Origin of the sequence: Pseudomonas aegrilactucae (assembly GCF_019168305.1) — a bacterium.
Lineage (GTDB): Bacteria > Pseudomonadota > Gammaproteobacteria > Pseudomonadales > Pseudomonadaceae > Aquipseudomonas > Aquipseudomonas aegrilactucae.
The window spans coordinates 31,802-47,351 of the sequence record NZ_JAHTBI010000009.1 but is presented as its reverse complement, the minus strand read 5'-3'; the positions used below and the strand labels follow the sequence as shown (position 1 = coordinate 47,351).

General features: G+C 63.8%; 9 protein-coding genes and 3 pseudogenes. 11 read left to right on the top strand and 1 reads right to left on the bottom strand.

Annotated elements, in window-relative coordinates:
• Positions 1–5: 5 nt before the first annotated feature.
• The 9 genes and pseudogenes from murD (at position 6) to lpxC (ending at position 10,441) form a co-directional block, all read left to right on the top strand.
• Positions 6–1,352 (top strand): UDP-N-acetylmuramoyl-L-alanine--D-glutamate ligase, encoded by a 1,347-nt coding sequence (gene murD / locus KUO17_RS03110; protein WP_217973568.1) that lies wholly within the window; start codon positions 6–8, stop codon positions 1,350–1,352.
• Positions 1,349–2,563, top strand: coding sequence for a putative lipid II flippase FtsW (gene ftsW, locus KUO17_RS03105; RefSeq protein WP_255263378.1), 1,215 nt, complete (start codon positions 1,349–1,351; stop codon positions 2,561–2,563). Before murD ends, ftsW begins: the two co-directional genes overlap by 4 nt.
• Positions 2,553–3,632 (top strand): undecaprenyldiphospho-muramoylpentapeptide beta-N-acetylglucosaminyltransferase, encoded by a 1,080-nt coding sequence (murG, locus tag KUO17_RS03100; RefSeq protein ID WP_217973567.1) that lies wholly within the window; start codon positions 2,553–2,555, stop codon positions 3,630–3,632. Before ftsW ends, murG begins: the two co-directional genes overlap by 11 nt.
• Positions 3,625–5,079, top strand: coding sequence for a UDP-N-acetylmuramate--L-alanine ligase (gene murC / locus KUO17_RS03095; protein ID WP_217973566.1), 1,455 nt, complete (start codon positions 3,625–3,627; stop codon positions 5,077–5,079). Before murG ends, murC begins: the two co-directional genes overlap by 8 nt.
• A complete protein-coding gene (locus KUO17_RS03090) occupies positions 5,076–6,032 on the top strand; it encodes a D-alanine--D-alanine ligase (RefSeq protein WP_217973565.1) in 957 nt (318 codons plus the stop codon). Before murC ends, KUO17_RS03090 begins: the two co-directional genes overlap by 4 nt.
• 4 nt (positions 6,033–6,036) lie before the next feature.
• Positions 6,037–6,903 (top strand): cell division protein FtsQ/DivIB, encoded by an 867-nt coding sequence (locus tag KUO17_RS03085; protein ID WP_163943474.1) that lies wholly within the window; start codon positions 6,037–6,039, stop codon positions 6,901–6,903.
• A gap of 15 nt (positions 6,904–6,918) precedes the next feature.
• Positions 6,919–8,173: pseudogene (gene ftsA / locus KUO17_RS03080) on the top strand (cell division protein FtsA).
• Between the two features lie 57 nt (positions 8,174–8,230).
• Positions 8,231–9,418 (top strand): cell division protein FtsZ, encoded by a 1,188-nt coding sequence (gene ftsZ, locus KUO17_RS03075; protein WP_217973564.1) that lies wholly within the window; start codon positions 8,231–8,233, stop codon positions 9,416–9,418.
• Positions 9,419–9,530: 112 nt separating this feature from the next.
• A pseudogene (lpxC, locus tag KUO17_RS03070) lies at positions 9,531–10,441 on the top strand (UDP-3-O-acyl-N-acetylglucosamine deacetylase).
• Positions 10,442–10,600: 159 nt separating this feature from the next.
• Here lpxC and KUO17_RS03065 read toward each other — a convergent pair.
• Entirely contained in the window at positions 10,601–11,068 is a 468-nt protein-coding gene (locus tag KUO17_RS03065; RefSeq protein ID WP_217973563.1) for a DUF721 domain-containing protein, read from the bottom strand.
• 261 nt (positions 11,069–11,329) lie between these two features.
• On the opposite strand from KUO17_RS03065, the gene secA reads away from it, so the two are divergent.
• Both secA and argJ read left to right on the top strand, forming a co-directional pair.
• Positions 11,330–14,065, top strand: a complete 2,736-nt coding sequence (secA, locus tag KUO17_RS03060) for a preprotein translocase subunit SecA (RefSeq protein ID WP_217973562.1) — start codon at positions 11,330–11,332, stop codon at positions 14,063–14,065.
• A gap of 124 nt (positions 14,066–14,189) precedes the next feature.
• Positions 14,190–15,408: pseudogene (gene argJ / locus KUO17_RS03055) on the top strand (bifunctional glutamate N-acetyltransferase/amino-acid acetyltransferase ArgJ).
• The last annotated feature ends 142 nt before the right edge of the window (positions 15,409–15,550 follow it).

Here is a 15,550-nt window from a genome sequence, read left to right as displayed (position 1 = left end):
AACGAGTGTCCCTGATCGCGTCTGACCACTTCCGCATCGTTGTCGGCCTCGGCAAGAGCGGCATGTCCCTGGTTCGCTTCCTGGCGAACCGGGGCATTGCGTTTGCAGTGGCCGACACCCGCGAGAACCCGCCGGAGCTGGCGACCTTGCGTCGCGACTACCCGCAGGTGGAAGTGCGTTGCGGCGAGCTGGATGTGGAGTTCCTGTGCCGTGCCGACGAGCTGTACGTGAGCCCGGGCCTGGCCCTGGCCACCCCGGCACTGCAGCAGGCTGCCGCGCGCGGAGTGAAGCTGTCGGGTGATATCGAACTGTTTGCGCGCAACGCCAAGGCGCCCATCGTTGCCATCAGCGGCTCCAACGCCAAGAGCACCGTCACCACGCTGGTGGGCGAGATGGCGGCGGCGGCGGGCAAGCGCGTGGCCGTGGGCGGCAACCTCGGCACGCCGGCACTGGACCTGCTGGACGACGCCATCGAACTGTACGTGATGGAACTGTCGAGCTTCCAGCTGGAAACCACCGACCAGCTCAATGCCGAAGTGGCCACCGTGCTCAACGTCAGCGAAGACCACATGGACCGCTACAGCGGCCTGCCGGCCTATCACCTGGCCAAGCACCGGATCTTCCGCGGGGCGCGCCAGGTGGTGGTCAACCGTCAGGATGCGCTGAGCCGTCCGCTGCTGATGGACAACGTGCCGTACTGGACCTTCGGCCTGAACACGCCGGACTTCAAGGGCTTCGGCCTGCGCGAAGAGAACGGCGAGAAGTACCTGGCGTTCGAGTTCCAGGCGCTGATGCCAGTGCGCGAACTGAAGATTCGTGGGGCCCATAACCAATCCAACGCCTTGGCGGCCCTGGCCCTGGGCCACGCCGTCGGCCTGCCGTTCGACGCCATGCTGGCCAGCCTGCGTACCTTCGCCGGCCTGGCGCACCGCTGCCAATGGCTGCGCGAGCGTGACGGGGTGAGCTGGTACGACGATTCCAAGGCCACCAACGTCGGCGCCGCACTGGCTGCCATCGAGGGGCTGGGTGCGGACATCGACGGCAAGCTGGTGCTGGTTGCCGGTGGCGACGGCAAGGGGGCCGATTTTTCCGCGCTGCGCGCGCCGGTGACTGCGCATTGCCGCGCCGTGGTGCTGTTGGGGCGCGATGCCGAACGCCTGGCCCAAGCGCTGGGCGACGGCGTGCCGCTGATTCGCGTGGCCAGCCTCGATGAAGCCGTGCAGCAATGCGCCGCGCTGGCCCAGCCGGGCGATGCCGTGCTGCTGTCGCCGGCCTGCGCGAGCCTGGACATGTTCAAGAACTTCGAAGAGCGTGGGCGCCTGTTCGCCCAGGCCGTGGGGGGGCTGGCATGATCTTCGGTATCGTCAAGCCATACCCGTCCCCGCTGATCACCGGCCGCGGCATCGACCTCGATTTCGCCATGCTCGCCGGTTGCCTCGCACTGCTGGGCCTTGGCCTGGTGATGATCACCTCGGCCTCCTCGGAAGTGGCCGCGGTGCAGTCGGGCAACCCGCTGTATCACATGATTCGTCACCTGATCTACGTGGCCATCGGCCTGTTTGCCTGCATCGTCACCATGATGGTGCCGATCGCCACCTGGCAGCGCATGGGCTTCATGATGCTGGTGGGGGCCTTCGGCCTGCTGGTGCTGGTGCTGGTGCCCGGCATCGGGCGCGAGGTGAACGGTTCGATGCGCTGGATCGGTTTCAGCTTCTTCAACGTGCAGCCTTCGGAAATCGCCAAGGTGTTCGTGGTGATCTACCTGGCCGGTTACCTGGTGCGTCGCCAGACTGAGGTGCGCGAAAGCTGGATGGGCTTCTTCAAGCCGTTCATCGTGCTGTTGCCGATGGCCGGCCTGCTGCTGATGGAGCCGGATTTCGGCGCCACCGTGGTGATGATGGGCGCCGCTGCCGCGATGCTGTTCCTGGGCGGGGTGGGGCTGTTCCGCTTCAGCCTGATGGTGGTGCTGGCGGTGGCCGCGGTGTTCATCCTGGTACAGGCGCAGCCCTACCGGATGGCGCGCCTGATCACCTTCACCGACCCCTGGTCGGATCAGTTCGGTTCCGGTTACCAGCTGACCCAGGCACTGATCGCCTTCGGTCGAGGCGAGTGGCTGGGTGTCGGGCTGGGCAACAGCGTGCAGAAGCAGTTCTACCTGCCCGAGGCGCACACCGATTTCGTGTTCTCGGTATTGGCCGAAGAACTGGGCGTGCTCGGTTCGCTGCTGACCGTGGCGCTGTTCGTGTTCGTCAGCGTGCGCGCCATGTACATCGGCCTGTGGGCCGAGAAAGCCAAGCAATACTTCGCCGCCTACATGGCCTACGGCCTGGCGTTCCTGTGGATCGGCCAGTTCCTGATCAACATCGGGGTGAACGTCGGCCTGCTGCCGACCAAGGGCCTGACCCTGCCGTTCCTCAGCTACGGCGGCAGCTCGCTGGTGATCTGCTGTGTGTGCATGGGCTTGCTGCTGCGTATCGAGTGGGAAAGCCGCACGCACCTGGGCAGCGAAGAGCATGAGTTCGATGAAAGCGATTTTGCCGAGGAGCCGAGACATGGCCGTTGATGGCAAAAACGTACTGATCATGGCAGGCGGCACCGGGGGCCACGTGTTCCCGGCCCTGGCCTGCGCCCGTGAATTCCAGGCGCGCGGCTACACCGTGCACTGGCTGGGCACCCCCCGCGGTATCGAAAACGAGCTGGTGCCACAGGCCGGTCTGCCGTTGCACCTGATCCAGGTCACCGGCCTGCGGGGCAAGGGCAAGCTGTCGCTGCTCAAGGCCCCGTTCACCCTGTTCAAGGCCGTGTTGCAGGCGCGTCGCATCATTGCCCGGCTCAAGCCGGTGTGTGTGGTCGGTTTTGGCGGCTACGTGACAGGGCCTGGCGGCGTGGCGGCCAAGCTGGCCGGCGTGCCGGTGGTGATTCACGAGCAGAACGCCCGGGCGGGTACCGCCAATCGGCTGCTGGTGCCACTGGCAGGGCGAGTCTGCGAAGCTTTCCCCGCCACCTTCGCGGCCAGTGACAAACTGCGCACCACCGGCAACCCGGTGCGTGACGAACTGTTCCTGGAGCCTGCGCGCGCGCCACTGGCCGGTCGCCGTGCGCGCTTGCTGGTGCTGGGCGGCAGCCTGGGCGCGGAGCCTTTGAACAAGCTGTTGCCGCAGGCCCTGGCCCTGGTGCCCGAGGCGCTGCGCCCTGAGGTGTTCCATCAGGCCGGCAAGCAGCACGACCAGATCACTGCCCAGCGTTATCGCGAGGCCGGGATCGAGGCTCAGGTAGAGCCGTTCATCCAAGACATGGCCCATGCCTATGGCTGGGCCGACCTGGTGATCTGCCGGGCCGGGGCGCTGACCGTCAGCGAACTGGCTGCGGCCGGTCTGCCCTCGATGCTGGTGCCCTTGCCCCACGCCATCGACGATCACCAGACCCACAACGCCCATTATCTGGCACGTGAAGGCGCCGCCTTCCTGATGCCGCAAGCGACAACTGGCGCAGCGCAGCTCGCTGAACGCCTGAACGAGGTGCTGATGCAACCGCAAAAACTCGACACCATGGCCGCTACCGCACGGCGCCTGGCCAAGCCCGCTGCCACCGGCAACGTGGTCGATATCTGCCTGGAGGTGGCTCATGGTTGAGAACCAGAAAGCCATGCCACAACCGGAAATGCGCCGTATCCGCCGCATCCACTTCGTCGGTATCGGCGGCGTTGGCATGTGCGGTATCGCCGAGGTGCTGCTGAACCTGGGTTACCAGGTGTCGGGCTCGGACCTCAAGACTTCGGCAGTGACCGAGCGTCTGGAGTCGTTCGGTGCCGAGATCTTCATCGGCCACCGCGCCGAGAACGCCGCCAGCGCCGATGTACTGGTGGTGTCCAGCGCCATCAATACCGCCAACCCGGAAGTCGCCACGGCGCTGGAGCGCCGTATCCCGGTGGTGCCGCGCGCCGAGATGCTGGCCGAGCTGATGCGTTATCGCCACGGTATCGCGGTGGCTGGTACGCACGGCAAGACCACCACCACCAGCCTGCTGGCCTCGGTGTTCGCCGCCGGCGGCCTGGACCCGACGTTCGTCATCGGTGGCCGGCTGAATGCTGCGGGCACCAATGCTCAACTGGGCACCAGCCGCTACCTGATCGCCGAAGCCGACGAAAGCGATGCCAGCTTCCTGCACCTGCAGCCGCTGGTTGCGGTGGTCACCAACATCGACGCCGATCACATGGCGACGTATGAAGGCGACTTCAACAAGCTGAAGAAGACCTTCGTCGAGTTTCTCCACAACCTGCCGTTCTACGGCCTGGCGGTGGTGTGCCTGGACGACCCGGTGGTGCGCGAGATCCTGCCGCTGGTCAAGCGTCCGGCGGTGACCTACGGCTTTGTCGAAGAAGCCGACGTGCGTGCGATCAATGTGCGCCAATCGGGCATGCAGACCCACTTCACCGTGCTGCGCCGTGACCGCGAGCCGCTGGACGTGTCGGTGAACATGCCGGGCAACCACAATGTGCTCAACGCGCTGGCGACCATCGCCATCGCCACCGACGAAGGCATCAGCGACGAGGCCATCGTGCAGGGGCTGTCGGGCTTCCAGGGCGTCGGCCGACGCTTCCAGGTGTACGGCGAACTGCCGGTCGAAGGCGGCAGCGTGATGCTGGTCGATGACTATGGCCACCACCCGACCGAAGTGGCGGCGGTGATCAAGGCCGTGCGCGGTGGCTGGCCGGAGCGCCGCCTGGTGATGGTGTACCAGCCGCACCGCTACAGCCGCACCCGCGACCTGTACGACGATTTCGTGCAGGTGCTGGCCGACGCCAACGTGCTGCTGCTGATGGAGGTCTACCCGGCCGGCGAAGAGCCGATCCCCGGTGCCGACAGCCGCCAGCTGTGCCACAGCATCCGTCAGCGCGGTCAGCTCGACCCGATCTACATCGAGCGTGGCGTGGAACTCGCGCCGCTGGTCAAGCCGCTGTTGCGCGCCGGCGACATCCTGCTGTGCCAGGGTGCCGGTGACATCGGTGGCCTGGCCCCGCAATTGTTGAAAAGCCCGTTGTTCGCGGGGGCAGTTGCCGCCGCAGGGAAAGCCAAATGACTGTTGAATACTCCAAGCTGCACTCGACCCTCGACCCGCAAGCCTTCGGTCGCGTAGGCGTGCTGTACGGCGGCAAGAGCGCCGAGCGCGAAGTCTCGCTCAAGTCCGGCGCCGCAGTGATCGACGCGCTGACCCGTGCCGGTGTCGAGGTGGTCGCCATCGATGTGGGCGATGACCTGCTGGCGCGTCTGCAGAGCGAGAAGCTCGACCGTGCCTTCATCATCCTGCACGGTCGTGGCGGCGAAGACGGCAGCATGCAGGGCCTGCTCGAGTGCCTGGGCATCCCCTACACCGGCAGCGGTATCCTCGCTTCGGCCCTGGCCATGGACAAGCTGCGCACCAAGCAGGTGTGGAAAAGCCTGGGCATTCCAACCCCGCACCACGCCGTGCTGGCCAGCGAGCAAGACTGTATTTCTGCGGGCGCGGAACTGGGCTTCCCTTTGATCGTCAAACCGGCCCATGAAGGCTCCAGTATCGGTATGGCGAAAGTGAGCAGCGTTGAAGAATTGATCGTTGCCTGGAAGGACGCCGCCACCTACGACTCGCAAGTGTTGGTTGAACAATGGATTCACGGTCCGGAGTTCACCATTGCCGTGCTGCGCGGCCAGGTTTTGCCACCGATCGCGCTGGGCACCCCGCACACGTTCTACGACTACGACGCCAAATACGTCGCCAACGATACCCAGTACCGCATTCCGTGCGGCCTGGACGCTGCCAAGGAACAGGAACTGATCGACCTGACCGCCCGTGCGTGCGACGCCATCGGCATTGCCGGCTGGGGCCGTCTGGACGTGATGCAGGACGAGCAGGGCAACTTCTGGCCCCTGGAAGTCAACACAGCACCAGGCATGACCGATCACAGCCTGGTCCCGATGGCGGCACGCGCGGCCGGCCTGGACTTCCAGCAGTTGGTGCTGGCGATCCTGGCGGCCAGCGTCGAGGCGCGAGGTTAAGCCCATGCAAGGCGCGATGGTACGTCATCAGCAACCCGCCACCGGTCGCAAGCCGGTGCCGCGTGGTGCCAGCCGGATGGTGGCCAAGGAGCCACTGTCGGCGCGCCTGCCCAAGGCCAACTTCAGTGTGTTCAAGCGCCTGCTGTGGCCGGTACTGCTGGTGGTGGCCGGTTTCGGCGCCTATGAGGGGGCGCAGCGCCTGATGCCGTACGCCGATCGCCCGATCACCAAGATCGCCGTGCAGGGCGACCTGAGCTACATCAGCCAGCAGGCGGTGCAGCAGCGTATCGCGCCGTACGTGGCGGCCAGTTTCTTTACCGTGGACCTGGCGAGCATGCGCGCCGAGCTTGAGCTGATGCCCTGGATCGCCCACGCCGAAGTGCGCCGGGTGTGGCCGGACGAAGTGGTGATCCGCCTCGAAGAGCAGTTGCCGGTGGCCCGCTGGGGCGATGAGGCGCTGCTCAACAACCAGGGCCAGGCGTTCACCCCACGTGAGCTGGCCAACTACGAGCACCTGCCGCAGCTGTTTGGGCCGCAGCGGGCGCAGCAGCAAGTGATGCAGCAATATCAGGTATTGAGCCAGATGTTGCGGCCCATGGGCTTCTCGATTGCCCGGCTGGAACTGCGCGAGCGCGGCAGCTGGTTTCTGACCACCGGTGCCGGCAGTGCCGGCCCGGGGATCGAGTTGCTGCTGGGGCGTGACCACCTGGTGGAAAAGATGCGCCGCTTCATTGCCATTTACGACAAGACGCTCAAAGAACAGATCACGAACATCGCCCGCATCGACCTGCGTTACGCCAATGGCCTGGCCGTTGGCTGGCGGGAACCGAATGCACCGACGACAGCCCAACCCGCTGTTGCGAAGAATTAGAGAGAGGCAGGACCCATGGCAAATGCGCATAGCGGCAAAATGATCGTCGGGCTGGATATCGGTACGTCCAAGGTGGTTGCACTGGTGGGCGAAGTCGCCGCCGACGGCACCCTGGAAATCGTCGGTATCGGCACCCATCCCTCGCGCGGGCTGAAAAAGGGCGTGGTGGTCAATATCGAGTCCACCGTGCAGTCGATCCAGCGCGCTGTCGAAGAGGCCCAGCTGATGGCTGGCTGCCGGATTCACTCGGCGTTCGTCGGCGTGGCGGGCAATCACATCCGCAGCCTGAACTCCCACGGTATCGTCGCCATCCGCGACCGCGAAGTCAGCGCGGCGGACCTTGAGCGCGTACTGGACGCGGCCCAGGCCGTGGCCATCCCGGCCGACCAGCGTGTGCTGCACACCCTGCCGCAGGACTACGTGATCGACAACCAGGAAGGCGTACGCGAGCCACTGGGCATGTCGGGCGTACGCCTGGAAGCCAAGGTGCACGTGGTCACCTGTGCGGTGAACGCGGCGCAGAACATCGAGAAATGCGTGCGCCGTTGCGGCCTCGAGATCGACGACATCATCCTCGAGCAGCTGGCATCGGCCTACTCGGTGCTGACCGATGACGAGAAAGAGCTGGGCGTGTGCCTGGTGGACATCGGCGGCGGCACCACCGACATCGCGATCTTCACCGAAGGCGCGATCCGCCACACCGCGGTGATCCCGATTGCCGGCGATCAGGTCACCAACGACATCGCCATGGCCCTGCGCACGCCCACCCAGTACGCCGAAGAGATCAAGATCCGCTACGCCTGCGCCCTGGCCAAGCTGGCCGGTGCCGGCGAAACCATCAAGGTGCCGAGCGTGGGCGATCGTCCGCCGCGCGAGCTGTCGCGCCAGGCCCTGGCCGAAGTGGTCGAGCCACGCTACGACGAGCTGTTCACCCTGATCCAGGCTGAACTGCGCCGCAGCGGCTACGAAGACCTGGTGCCGGCCGGCATCGTGCTCACCGGCGGTACTTCCAAGATGGAAGGCGCGGTAGAGCTGGCCGAAGAGATCTTCCACATGCCGGTACGCCTGGGCGTGCCGTACACCGTGCGGGGTCTGAGCGACGTGGTGCGCAACCCCATCTATTCCACCGGCGTGGGCCTTCTGACCTATGGCCTGCAGAAGCAGTCCGAAGGCGTGACCCTGACCGGTATCAGCAGCAACAGCTATGGCGATGAACCGAAGGCCCCCCGTGCTTGAGCGACTCAAGCGCTGGGTCCAGGGCAACTTTTAAGTTTCAAAGCAGTAGTAGTAGGCGCAAAAAAACTAGAGAACTGAAAGGAGAGGGAAAATGTTCGAGCTCGTAGACAACGTCCCGCAAAGTCCGGTCATCAAGGTGATCGGCGTCGGTGGCGGCGGTGGCAACGCCGTCAATCACATGGTCAAGAGCAACATCGAAGGCGTCGAATTCATCTGCGCCAACACCGATGCTCAAGCGCTGAAAAACATCGGCGCGCGCACCATCCTGCAACTGGGCACCGGCGTGACCAAGGGCCTGGGTGCCGGTGCCAATCCGGAGGTCGGTCGTCAGGCCGCGCTGGAAGACCGTGAGCGCATCGCCGAAGTGCTGCAAGGCACCAACATGGTGTTCATCACCACTGGCATGGGCGGCGGTACCGGTACCGGTGCTGCGCCGATCATCGCCGAAGTGGCCAAGGAAATGGGCATCCTCACCGTTGCGGTGGTGACCCGTCCGTTCCCGTTCGAAGGTCGCAAGCGCATGCAGATTGCCGACGAGGGCATCCGTGCTCTGGCCGACAGCGTCGACTCGCTGATCACCATCCCGAACGAGAAGCTGCTGACCATCCTGGGCAAGGATGCCAGCCTGCTGTCGGCCTTCGCCAAGGCTGACGACGTGCTGGCCGGTGCCGTTCGCGGTATCTCCGACATCATCAAGCGTCCGGGCATGATCAACGTCGACTTCGCCGACGTGCGTACCGTGATGAGCGAGATGGGCATGGCCATGATGGGTACCGGCTGCGCCAGCGGTCCGAACCGTGCGCGTGAAGCGACCGAGGCGGCGATCCGCAACCCGCTGCTCGAAGACGTCAACCTGCAGGGTGCCCGCGGTATCCTGGTGAACATCACCGCAGGTCCTGACCTGTCGCTGGGTGAGTACTCCGATGTGGGTAGCATCATCGAGGCGTTCGCGTCTGATCACGCCATGGTCAAGGTCGGTACCGTCATCGATCCGGACATGCGCGACGAGCTGCACGTGACCGTGGTGGCTACCGGCCTGGGTGCCAAGATCGAAAAACCGGTCAAGGTCATCGACAACACCCTGCAGTCCGCCGTACAGACCGCAGCCCCTGCACCGGTACGTCCGGAACAGGCGTCGGTCAACTACCGCGATCTGGAGCGTCCGACCGTCATGCGCAACCAGGCTCATGCCGGGGCCGCCGCGGCACAGAAGCTCAATCCACAGGACGACCTGGATTATCTGGACATCCCGGCTTTCCTGCGTCGCCAGGCCGATTAATGGAATTTATCAGGGCTATGAAGGTGATTGGTGTTCAGCAAAGGCCGGGTCTGCTATTATCCTCAGCCTTTGTTGATACCAGTTCGCAATTTGCGCTGAAGCGGCCAATGCCATGATTAAACAACGCACCCTGAAAAATATCATCCGTGCCACAGGTGTCGGTCTGCACTCCGGGGAAAAGGTTTACCTGACCCTCAAGCCCGCCCCTGTGGATACCGGCATCGTATTTTGCCGCGCCGACCTCGACCCTGTGGTGCAGATCCCTGCCGCGCGGAAAACGTCGGCGAGACGACCATGTCCACGACACTGGTCAATGGCGATACCAAGGTAGACACGGTAGAGCATCTGCTCTCGGCCATGGCTGGCCTGGGCATCGATAACGCCTACGTCGAGCTCTCCGCGTCCGAAGTGCCAATTATGGACGGCAGCGCCGGGCCCTTTGTATTCCTGATTCAATCTGCCGGCCTGGAAGAACAGGACGCAGCCAAGAAGTTCATCCGCATCCTGCGTGAAGTGACAGTGGAAGACGGCGACAAGCGCGCCACTTTCCTGCCTTTCGAAGGGTTCAAGGTGAGTTTCGAGATCGATTTCGACCACCCGGTGTTCCACAACCGGACTCAAAGTGCCAGCGTGGACTTTTCCAGCACCTCGTTCGTGAAGGAAGTCAGCCGCGCCCGTACGTTCGGGTTCATGAGTGACATCGAGTACCTGCGCAAGCACAACCTCGCCCTCGGCGGCAGCGTTGAAAACGCGATCGTTGTGGACAAGGACGGCGTGCTCAACGAAGACGGCCTTCGTTACGAAGACGAATTCGTCAAGCACAAGATCCTCGACGCGATTGGCGATCTCTACCTGCTGGGCAACAGCCTGATCGGCGAGTTCAAGGGCTACAAGTCCGGGCACGCGCTGAACAACCAGCTGCTGCGCAAGCTGATCGAGGAAACCGATGCCTGGGAAGTGGTGACTTTCGAAGATGCCAGTACGGCACCGATCTCTTACATGCGTCCGGTTGCGGCAGTGTAAGTACGAACTCTCTCTTCTTTAGTTATTTTTGGGGCTGCCTTCGGGTGGCCCTTTTTTATTGCGCAGCCTTTACTGGCCTCTTCGCTGGCAAGCCAGCGCCCACAGGATTTTCAGTGCTCACAAAACCTTGTGGGAGCTGGCTTGCCAGCGAAGGCGGCCTTATCCGCTCGGCAGTTCTCGAGCCTTGCCGTGGCTGGCCAGGCGCTCCAGTGCCGCCTTGAGCTTGGGGTCGGTGATCCCCTCGGCCGTGGCCTGGATGTTCTCGGCAGAGAGCGTCGAAATGTCCATCGGGTGCCCCGCAGCGGGCGCCACGCCGGCTACCGGCTGCACCTTGAACAGAATGCGGGTCAGGCTGCTGAACGCCTCCATTGCCTCCAGCTGGCGCTGCAGGCGCTTCTGCTGGTAGCGCAGGCGCGTGGCCCAGTGCCCGTCGGTCACGATCAGCAGCAAGGTGCCTTCGCGCCACGAGGCCACATGGCAGTGCTCGCGGGCAGCGGGTTGCAACTGGCTCTCCACCAGGCGCTGCAACTGCGCCAGGCGCTGGGCCTGACTGAACAGGGCCTTGAGCGGCCTGGCTTCACGCAGAAGCACGGCAGGCGCACGGGCGGGCAGGGGGCGAAAAGCCATTGGGCGGTACCGAAAGAGGCAAGGTGGCCATCTTAACAGATCGCCCCAAAGGTGATTCTTCATGATTCGACGGGTTGAAGTTGGCGAAAATGCCCTTATTGTAAAAAAGCCCCGTCAAAGCGCTGTGCCAGCATCGTGGAAATCCGCCACTTTCCTCACCATCGTTTCCGGGTAGAATGCTCGTTCGCATGCGGCCATAAGGGCTGCACGGGCGACTCACGGGGCCGCCCTCCATCCCTACGTGTGGAAGATCCTGCCGATATGTTTGCGCCTTTGTTAAAAAAACTTTTTGGAAGCAAGAACGAGCGTGAAGTCAAACGCATGCTCAAGACGGTACAGATCGTCAATGCCTTCGAAGAGCAGATGGTCGCCCTCTCGGACGAGCAGTTGCGGGGCAAGACCGCAGCGTTCAAAGAGCGCCTGGCCAAAGGCGAGACCCTCGACCAGTTGCTGCCCGAAGCCTTCGCCGTTGCGCGTGAAGCCGGCAAGCGGGTCATGGGCATGCGTCACTTCGATGTACAGTTGATCGGTGGCATGACCTTGCACGAAGGCATGATCGCAGAAATGCGTACCGGTGAAGGCAAGACCCTGGTCGCCACCCTGGGCGTGTACCTCAATGCGTTGTCCGGCAAGGGCGTGCACGTGGTCACGGTCAACGACTACCTGGCCCGCCGCGACGCCAACTGGATGCGCCCGCTGTATGAGTTCCTCGGCCTCACCGTGGGTGTCGTCACCCCGTTCCAGCCGCCGGAAGAGAAGCGCATCGCGTACGCCGCCGACATCACCTACGGCACCAACAACGAATTCGGTTTCGACTACCTGCGCGACAACATGGCGTTCAGCATGGAAGAGAAATTCCAGCGCGAGCTGAATTTCGCCGTGATCGACGAAGTCGACTCCATCCTGATCGACGAAGCCCGTACCCCGCTGATCATCTCCGGTCAGGCCGAAGACAGCTCCAAGCTGTACATCGAGATCAACAAGCTGATCCCGCGCCTGAAGCAGCACATCGAAGAGGTCGAGGGCCAGGTCACCCAGGAAGGTCACTACAGCATCGACGAGAAGACCCGCCAGGTCGAACTCAACGAAGGCGGTCACCAGTTCATCGAAGAGATGCTCACCCAGGTCGGCCTGCTGGCCGAGGGCGAGAGCCTCTACTCGGCGCATAACCTGGGCCTGCTGACCCACGTGTATGCCGGCCTGCGCGCACACAAGCTGTTCCATCGCAACGTCGAGTACATCGTCCAGGACGGTCAGATCCTGCTGATCGACGAGCACACCGGCCGTACCATGCCGGGCCGTCGCCTGTCCGAAGGCCTGCACCAGGCCATCGAAGCGAAAGAGAACCTGAACATCCAGGCCGAGAGCCAGACCCTGGCCTCGACCACGTTCCAGAACTACTTCCGCCTGTACAACAAGCTGTCCGGCATGACCGGTACGGCGGACACCGAAGCGTTCGAATTCGCCCAGATCTACCAGCTCAACGTGATGGTGATCCCGCCGAACAAGCCGCTGGCGCGCAAGGACTTCAACGACCTGGTCTACCTGACCGCCGAAGAGAAATACACCGCGATCATCGCCGACATCAAGGAAAGCATGGCCTCGGGCCGGCCGGTGCTGGTGGGTACCGCGACCATCGAAACCTCCGAGCACATGTCCAACCTGCTGATCAAGGAAGGCATCGATCACAAGGTTCTGAACGCCAAGTACCACGAGAAGGAAGCCGAGATCATCGCCCAGGCCGGTCGCCCGGGTGCACTGACCATCGCCACCAACATGGCCGGTCGTGGTACCGACATCCTGCTGGGCGGCAACTGGGAAGTCGAAGTGGCTGCCATGGACAACCCGACGCCTGAGCAGGTTGCCCAGGTCAAGGCCGACTGGCAGAAGCGTCACCAGCAGGTGATCGAGTCCGGTGGCCTGCACGTGATCGCCTCCGAGCGTCACGAGTCGCGTCGTATCGACAACCAGCTGCGTGGCCGTTCCGGCCGTCAGGGCGACCCGGGTTCGAGCCGTTTCTACCTGTCGCTCGAAGACAGCCTGATGCGCATCTTCGCCTCCGACCGCGTGAAGAACTTCATGAAGGCCCTGGGCATGCAGTCCGGCGAGGCCATCGAGCACCGCATGGTCACCAATGCCATCGAGAAGGCACAGCGCAAGGTCGAAGGCCGCAACTTCGACATCCGCAAACAGCTGCTCGAATTCGACGACGTGGCCAACGAGCAACGTAAAGTCATCTACCACATGCGCAACAGCCTGCTGGCGGCGACCAACATCGGCGACACCATTGCCGAGTTCCGCCAGGAAGTGCTCGACGTTACCGTTGCCCAGCACATTCCACCGCAGTCGCTGCCCGAGCAGTGGGACGTGGCGGGCCTGGAAGCGGCCCTGGCCAGCGATTTCGGCGTGAAGCTGCCGATCCAGCAGTGGCTGGACGAAGACGATCACCTGTACGAAGAAACCCTGCGCGAGAAGCTCATGGCCGAGCTGATGGCGGCCTACAACGAGAAGGAAGAGCAGGCCAGCGCCGATGCCCTGCGCACCTTCGAGAAGCAGATCCTGCTGCGCGTGATCGACGACCTGTGGAAAGACCACCTGTCGACCATGGACCACCTGCGTCACGGTATCCACCTGCGGGGCTACGCCCAGAAGAACCCGAAACAGGAATACAAGCGCGAGTCGTTTGCCCTGTTCCAGGAACTGCTCGACTCGATCAAGCGCGACACCATCCGTGTGCTCTCGCATGTTCAGGTTCGCCGCGAAGACCCGATCGAAGAAGAGGCGCGCCTGCGTCGCGACGCCGAGGAACTGGCCCAGCGCATGCAGTTCCAGCACGCCGAGGCCCCAGGCCTGGAAGCGGGCGAGCTGCTTGAAGAGGGCGCCGATGTGGCCGTGGCGGCAGCACCGGTACGCAACGAGCAGAAGCTGGGCCGCAACGAGCCTTGCTGGTGCGGTTCGGGCAAGAAGTTCAAGCAGTGCCACGGCAAGATCGACTGATCGAACCGTCGTTGCACCCTGCTGATATCTGAACACCGCGCCGCGACGGGTACCCCGCCGCGGCGTTGTTCCATCTCAAGCGCCGGTTATCTTGAACCGGTGCATTTTTTCTAGGAGCGCTTTCATGGCTGTTGGTCTTGGTCCTTTGCCAACGTTGCACCCGGTTCCCGGTTTTGAACTCGGCATTGCCTCTGCGGGCATCAAGCGCCCCGGGCGCAAGGACGTGGTAGTGATGCGCTGCGCCGAAGGCTCCAGCGTCGCGGGCGTGTTCACCTTGAATGCGTTCTGCGCAGCACCGGTGATCCTGGCCAAGCAGCGCGTGCAGGGCCCTGTGCGTTACCTGCTGACCAACACCGGCAATGCCAACGCCGGTACGGGCGCCCCGGGCCTGGCCGCTGCCGAGCGCACCTGCGCCAGGCTGGCGGAGCTGACCGGCGTGGATGCCGACGCCGTGCTGCCGTTCTCCACCGGCGTGATCGGTGAGCCGTTGCCAGTCGAGAAGATCGAAGGCGCGCTGCAGGCCGCACTCGACGACCTGTCGGAACACCACTGGGCCGAGGCCGCCACCGGCATCATGACCACCGACACCCTGCCCAAGGGGGCCAGCCGTCAGTTCCAGCACGAGGGCGTGACCGTCACCGTCACCGGCATCAGCAAGGGCGCCGGGATGATCCGGCCGAACATGGCGACCATGCTCGGCTACATCGCCACTGACGCCAAGGTGTCGCCGGCTGTGCTCAAGGACCTGCTGCTCGATGGCGCGAACAAGTCGTTCAACCGCATCACCATCGACGGCGATACCTCGACCAACGACTGCTGCATGCTGATTGCCACCGGCAAGGCCAACCTGCCTGAAGTCACCGAGGCCCGCGGTGCGCTGTTCGAGGCGCTGAAGACGGCGGTGTTCGAGGTGTGCATGGACGTGGCCCAGGCCATCGTGCGCGACGGCGAAGGCGCGACCAAGTTCGTGACCGTGCAGGTCAACGGCGGTGGCAATCATCAGGAATGCCTGGACGTCGGTTATGCCGTGGCGCACTCGCCGCTGATCAAGACTGCGCTGTTCGCTTCCGACCCGAACTGGGGGGCGCATCCTGGCGGCCGTGGGCCGTGCCGGCGTGCCGAACCTGGACGTGAGCCTGATCGACGTGTACCTGGACCAGGTGTGCATCGCAAGCCAAGGCGGCCGCAGTGCCAGCTACACCGAAGCCCAGGGCTCGGCGGTAATGGCCCAGGAAGAAATCACCATCCGCATCGACCTGGGCCGTGGTGACTGCACCGAGACGATCTGGACCACCGACCTGTCGCACGAGTATGTGAAGATCAACGCCGAATACCGTACCTGATACAGCTGCGGCCGCTTTGCGGCCGTTCGCTGGCAAGCCAGCTCCCACAGGGTTTTGTGTGTGCCATAGAACCCTGTGGGAGCTGGCTTGCCAGCGAAAGGGCCGCCAAAGCGGTCCTACCAGCCCCCGCACATCTTGATGG

Bases quoted from the DNA above. Each gene is read 5' to 3' on its own strand.
- KUO17_RS03085 (WP_163943474.1), top strand. From the start codon at position 6,037: ATGCAAGGCGCGATGGTACGTCATCAGCAACCCGCCACCGGTCGCAAG.
- secA (WP_217973562.1), top strand. From the start codon at position 11,330: ATGTTTGCGCCTTTGTTAAAAAAACTTTTTGGAAGCAAGAACGAGCGT.
- KUO17_RS03090 (WP_217973565.1), top strand. From the start codon at position 5,076: ATGACTGTTGAATACTCCAAGCTGCACTCGACCCTCGACCCGCAAGCC.
- murC (WP_217973566.1), top strand. From the start codon at position 3,625: ATGGTTGAGAACCAGAAAGCCATGCCACAACCGGAAATGCGCCGTATC.
- KUO17_RS03065 (WP_217973563.1), bottom strand. From the start codon at position 11,068: ATGGCTTTTCGCCCCCTGCCCGCCCGTGCGCCTGCCGTGCTTCTGCGT.
- ftsW (WP_255263378.1), top strand. From the start codon at position 1,349: ATGATCTTCGGTATCGTCAAGCCATACCCGTCCCCGCTGATCACCGGC.
- ftsZ (WP_217973564.1), top strand. From the start codon at position 8,231: ATGTTCGAGCTCGTAGACAACGTCCCGCAAAGTCCGGTCATCAAGGTG.
- murG (WP_217973567.1), top strand. From the start codon at position 2,553: ATGGCCGTTGATGGCAAAAACGTACTGATCATGGCAGGCGGCACCGGG.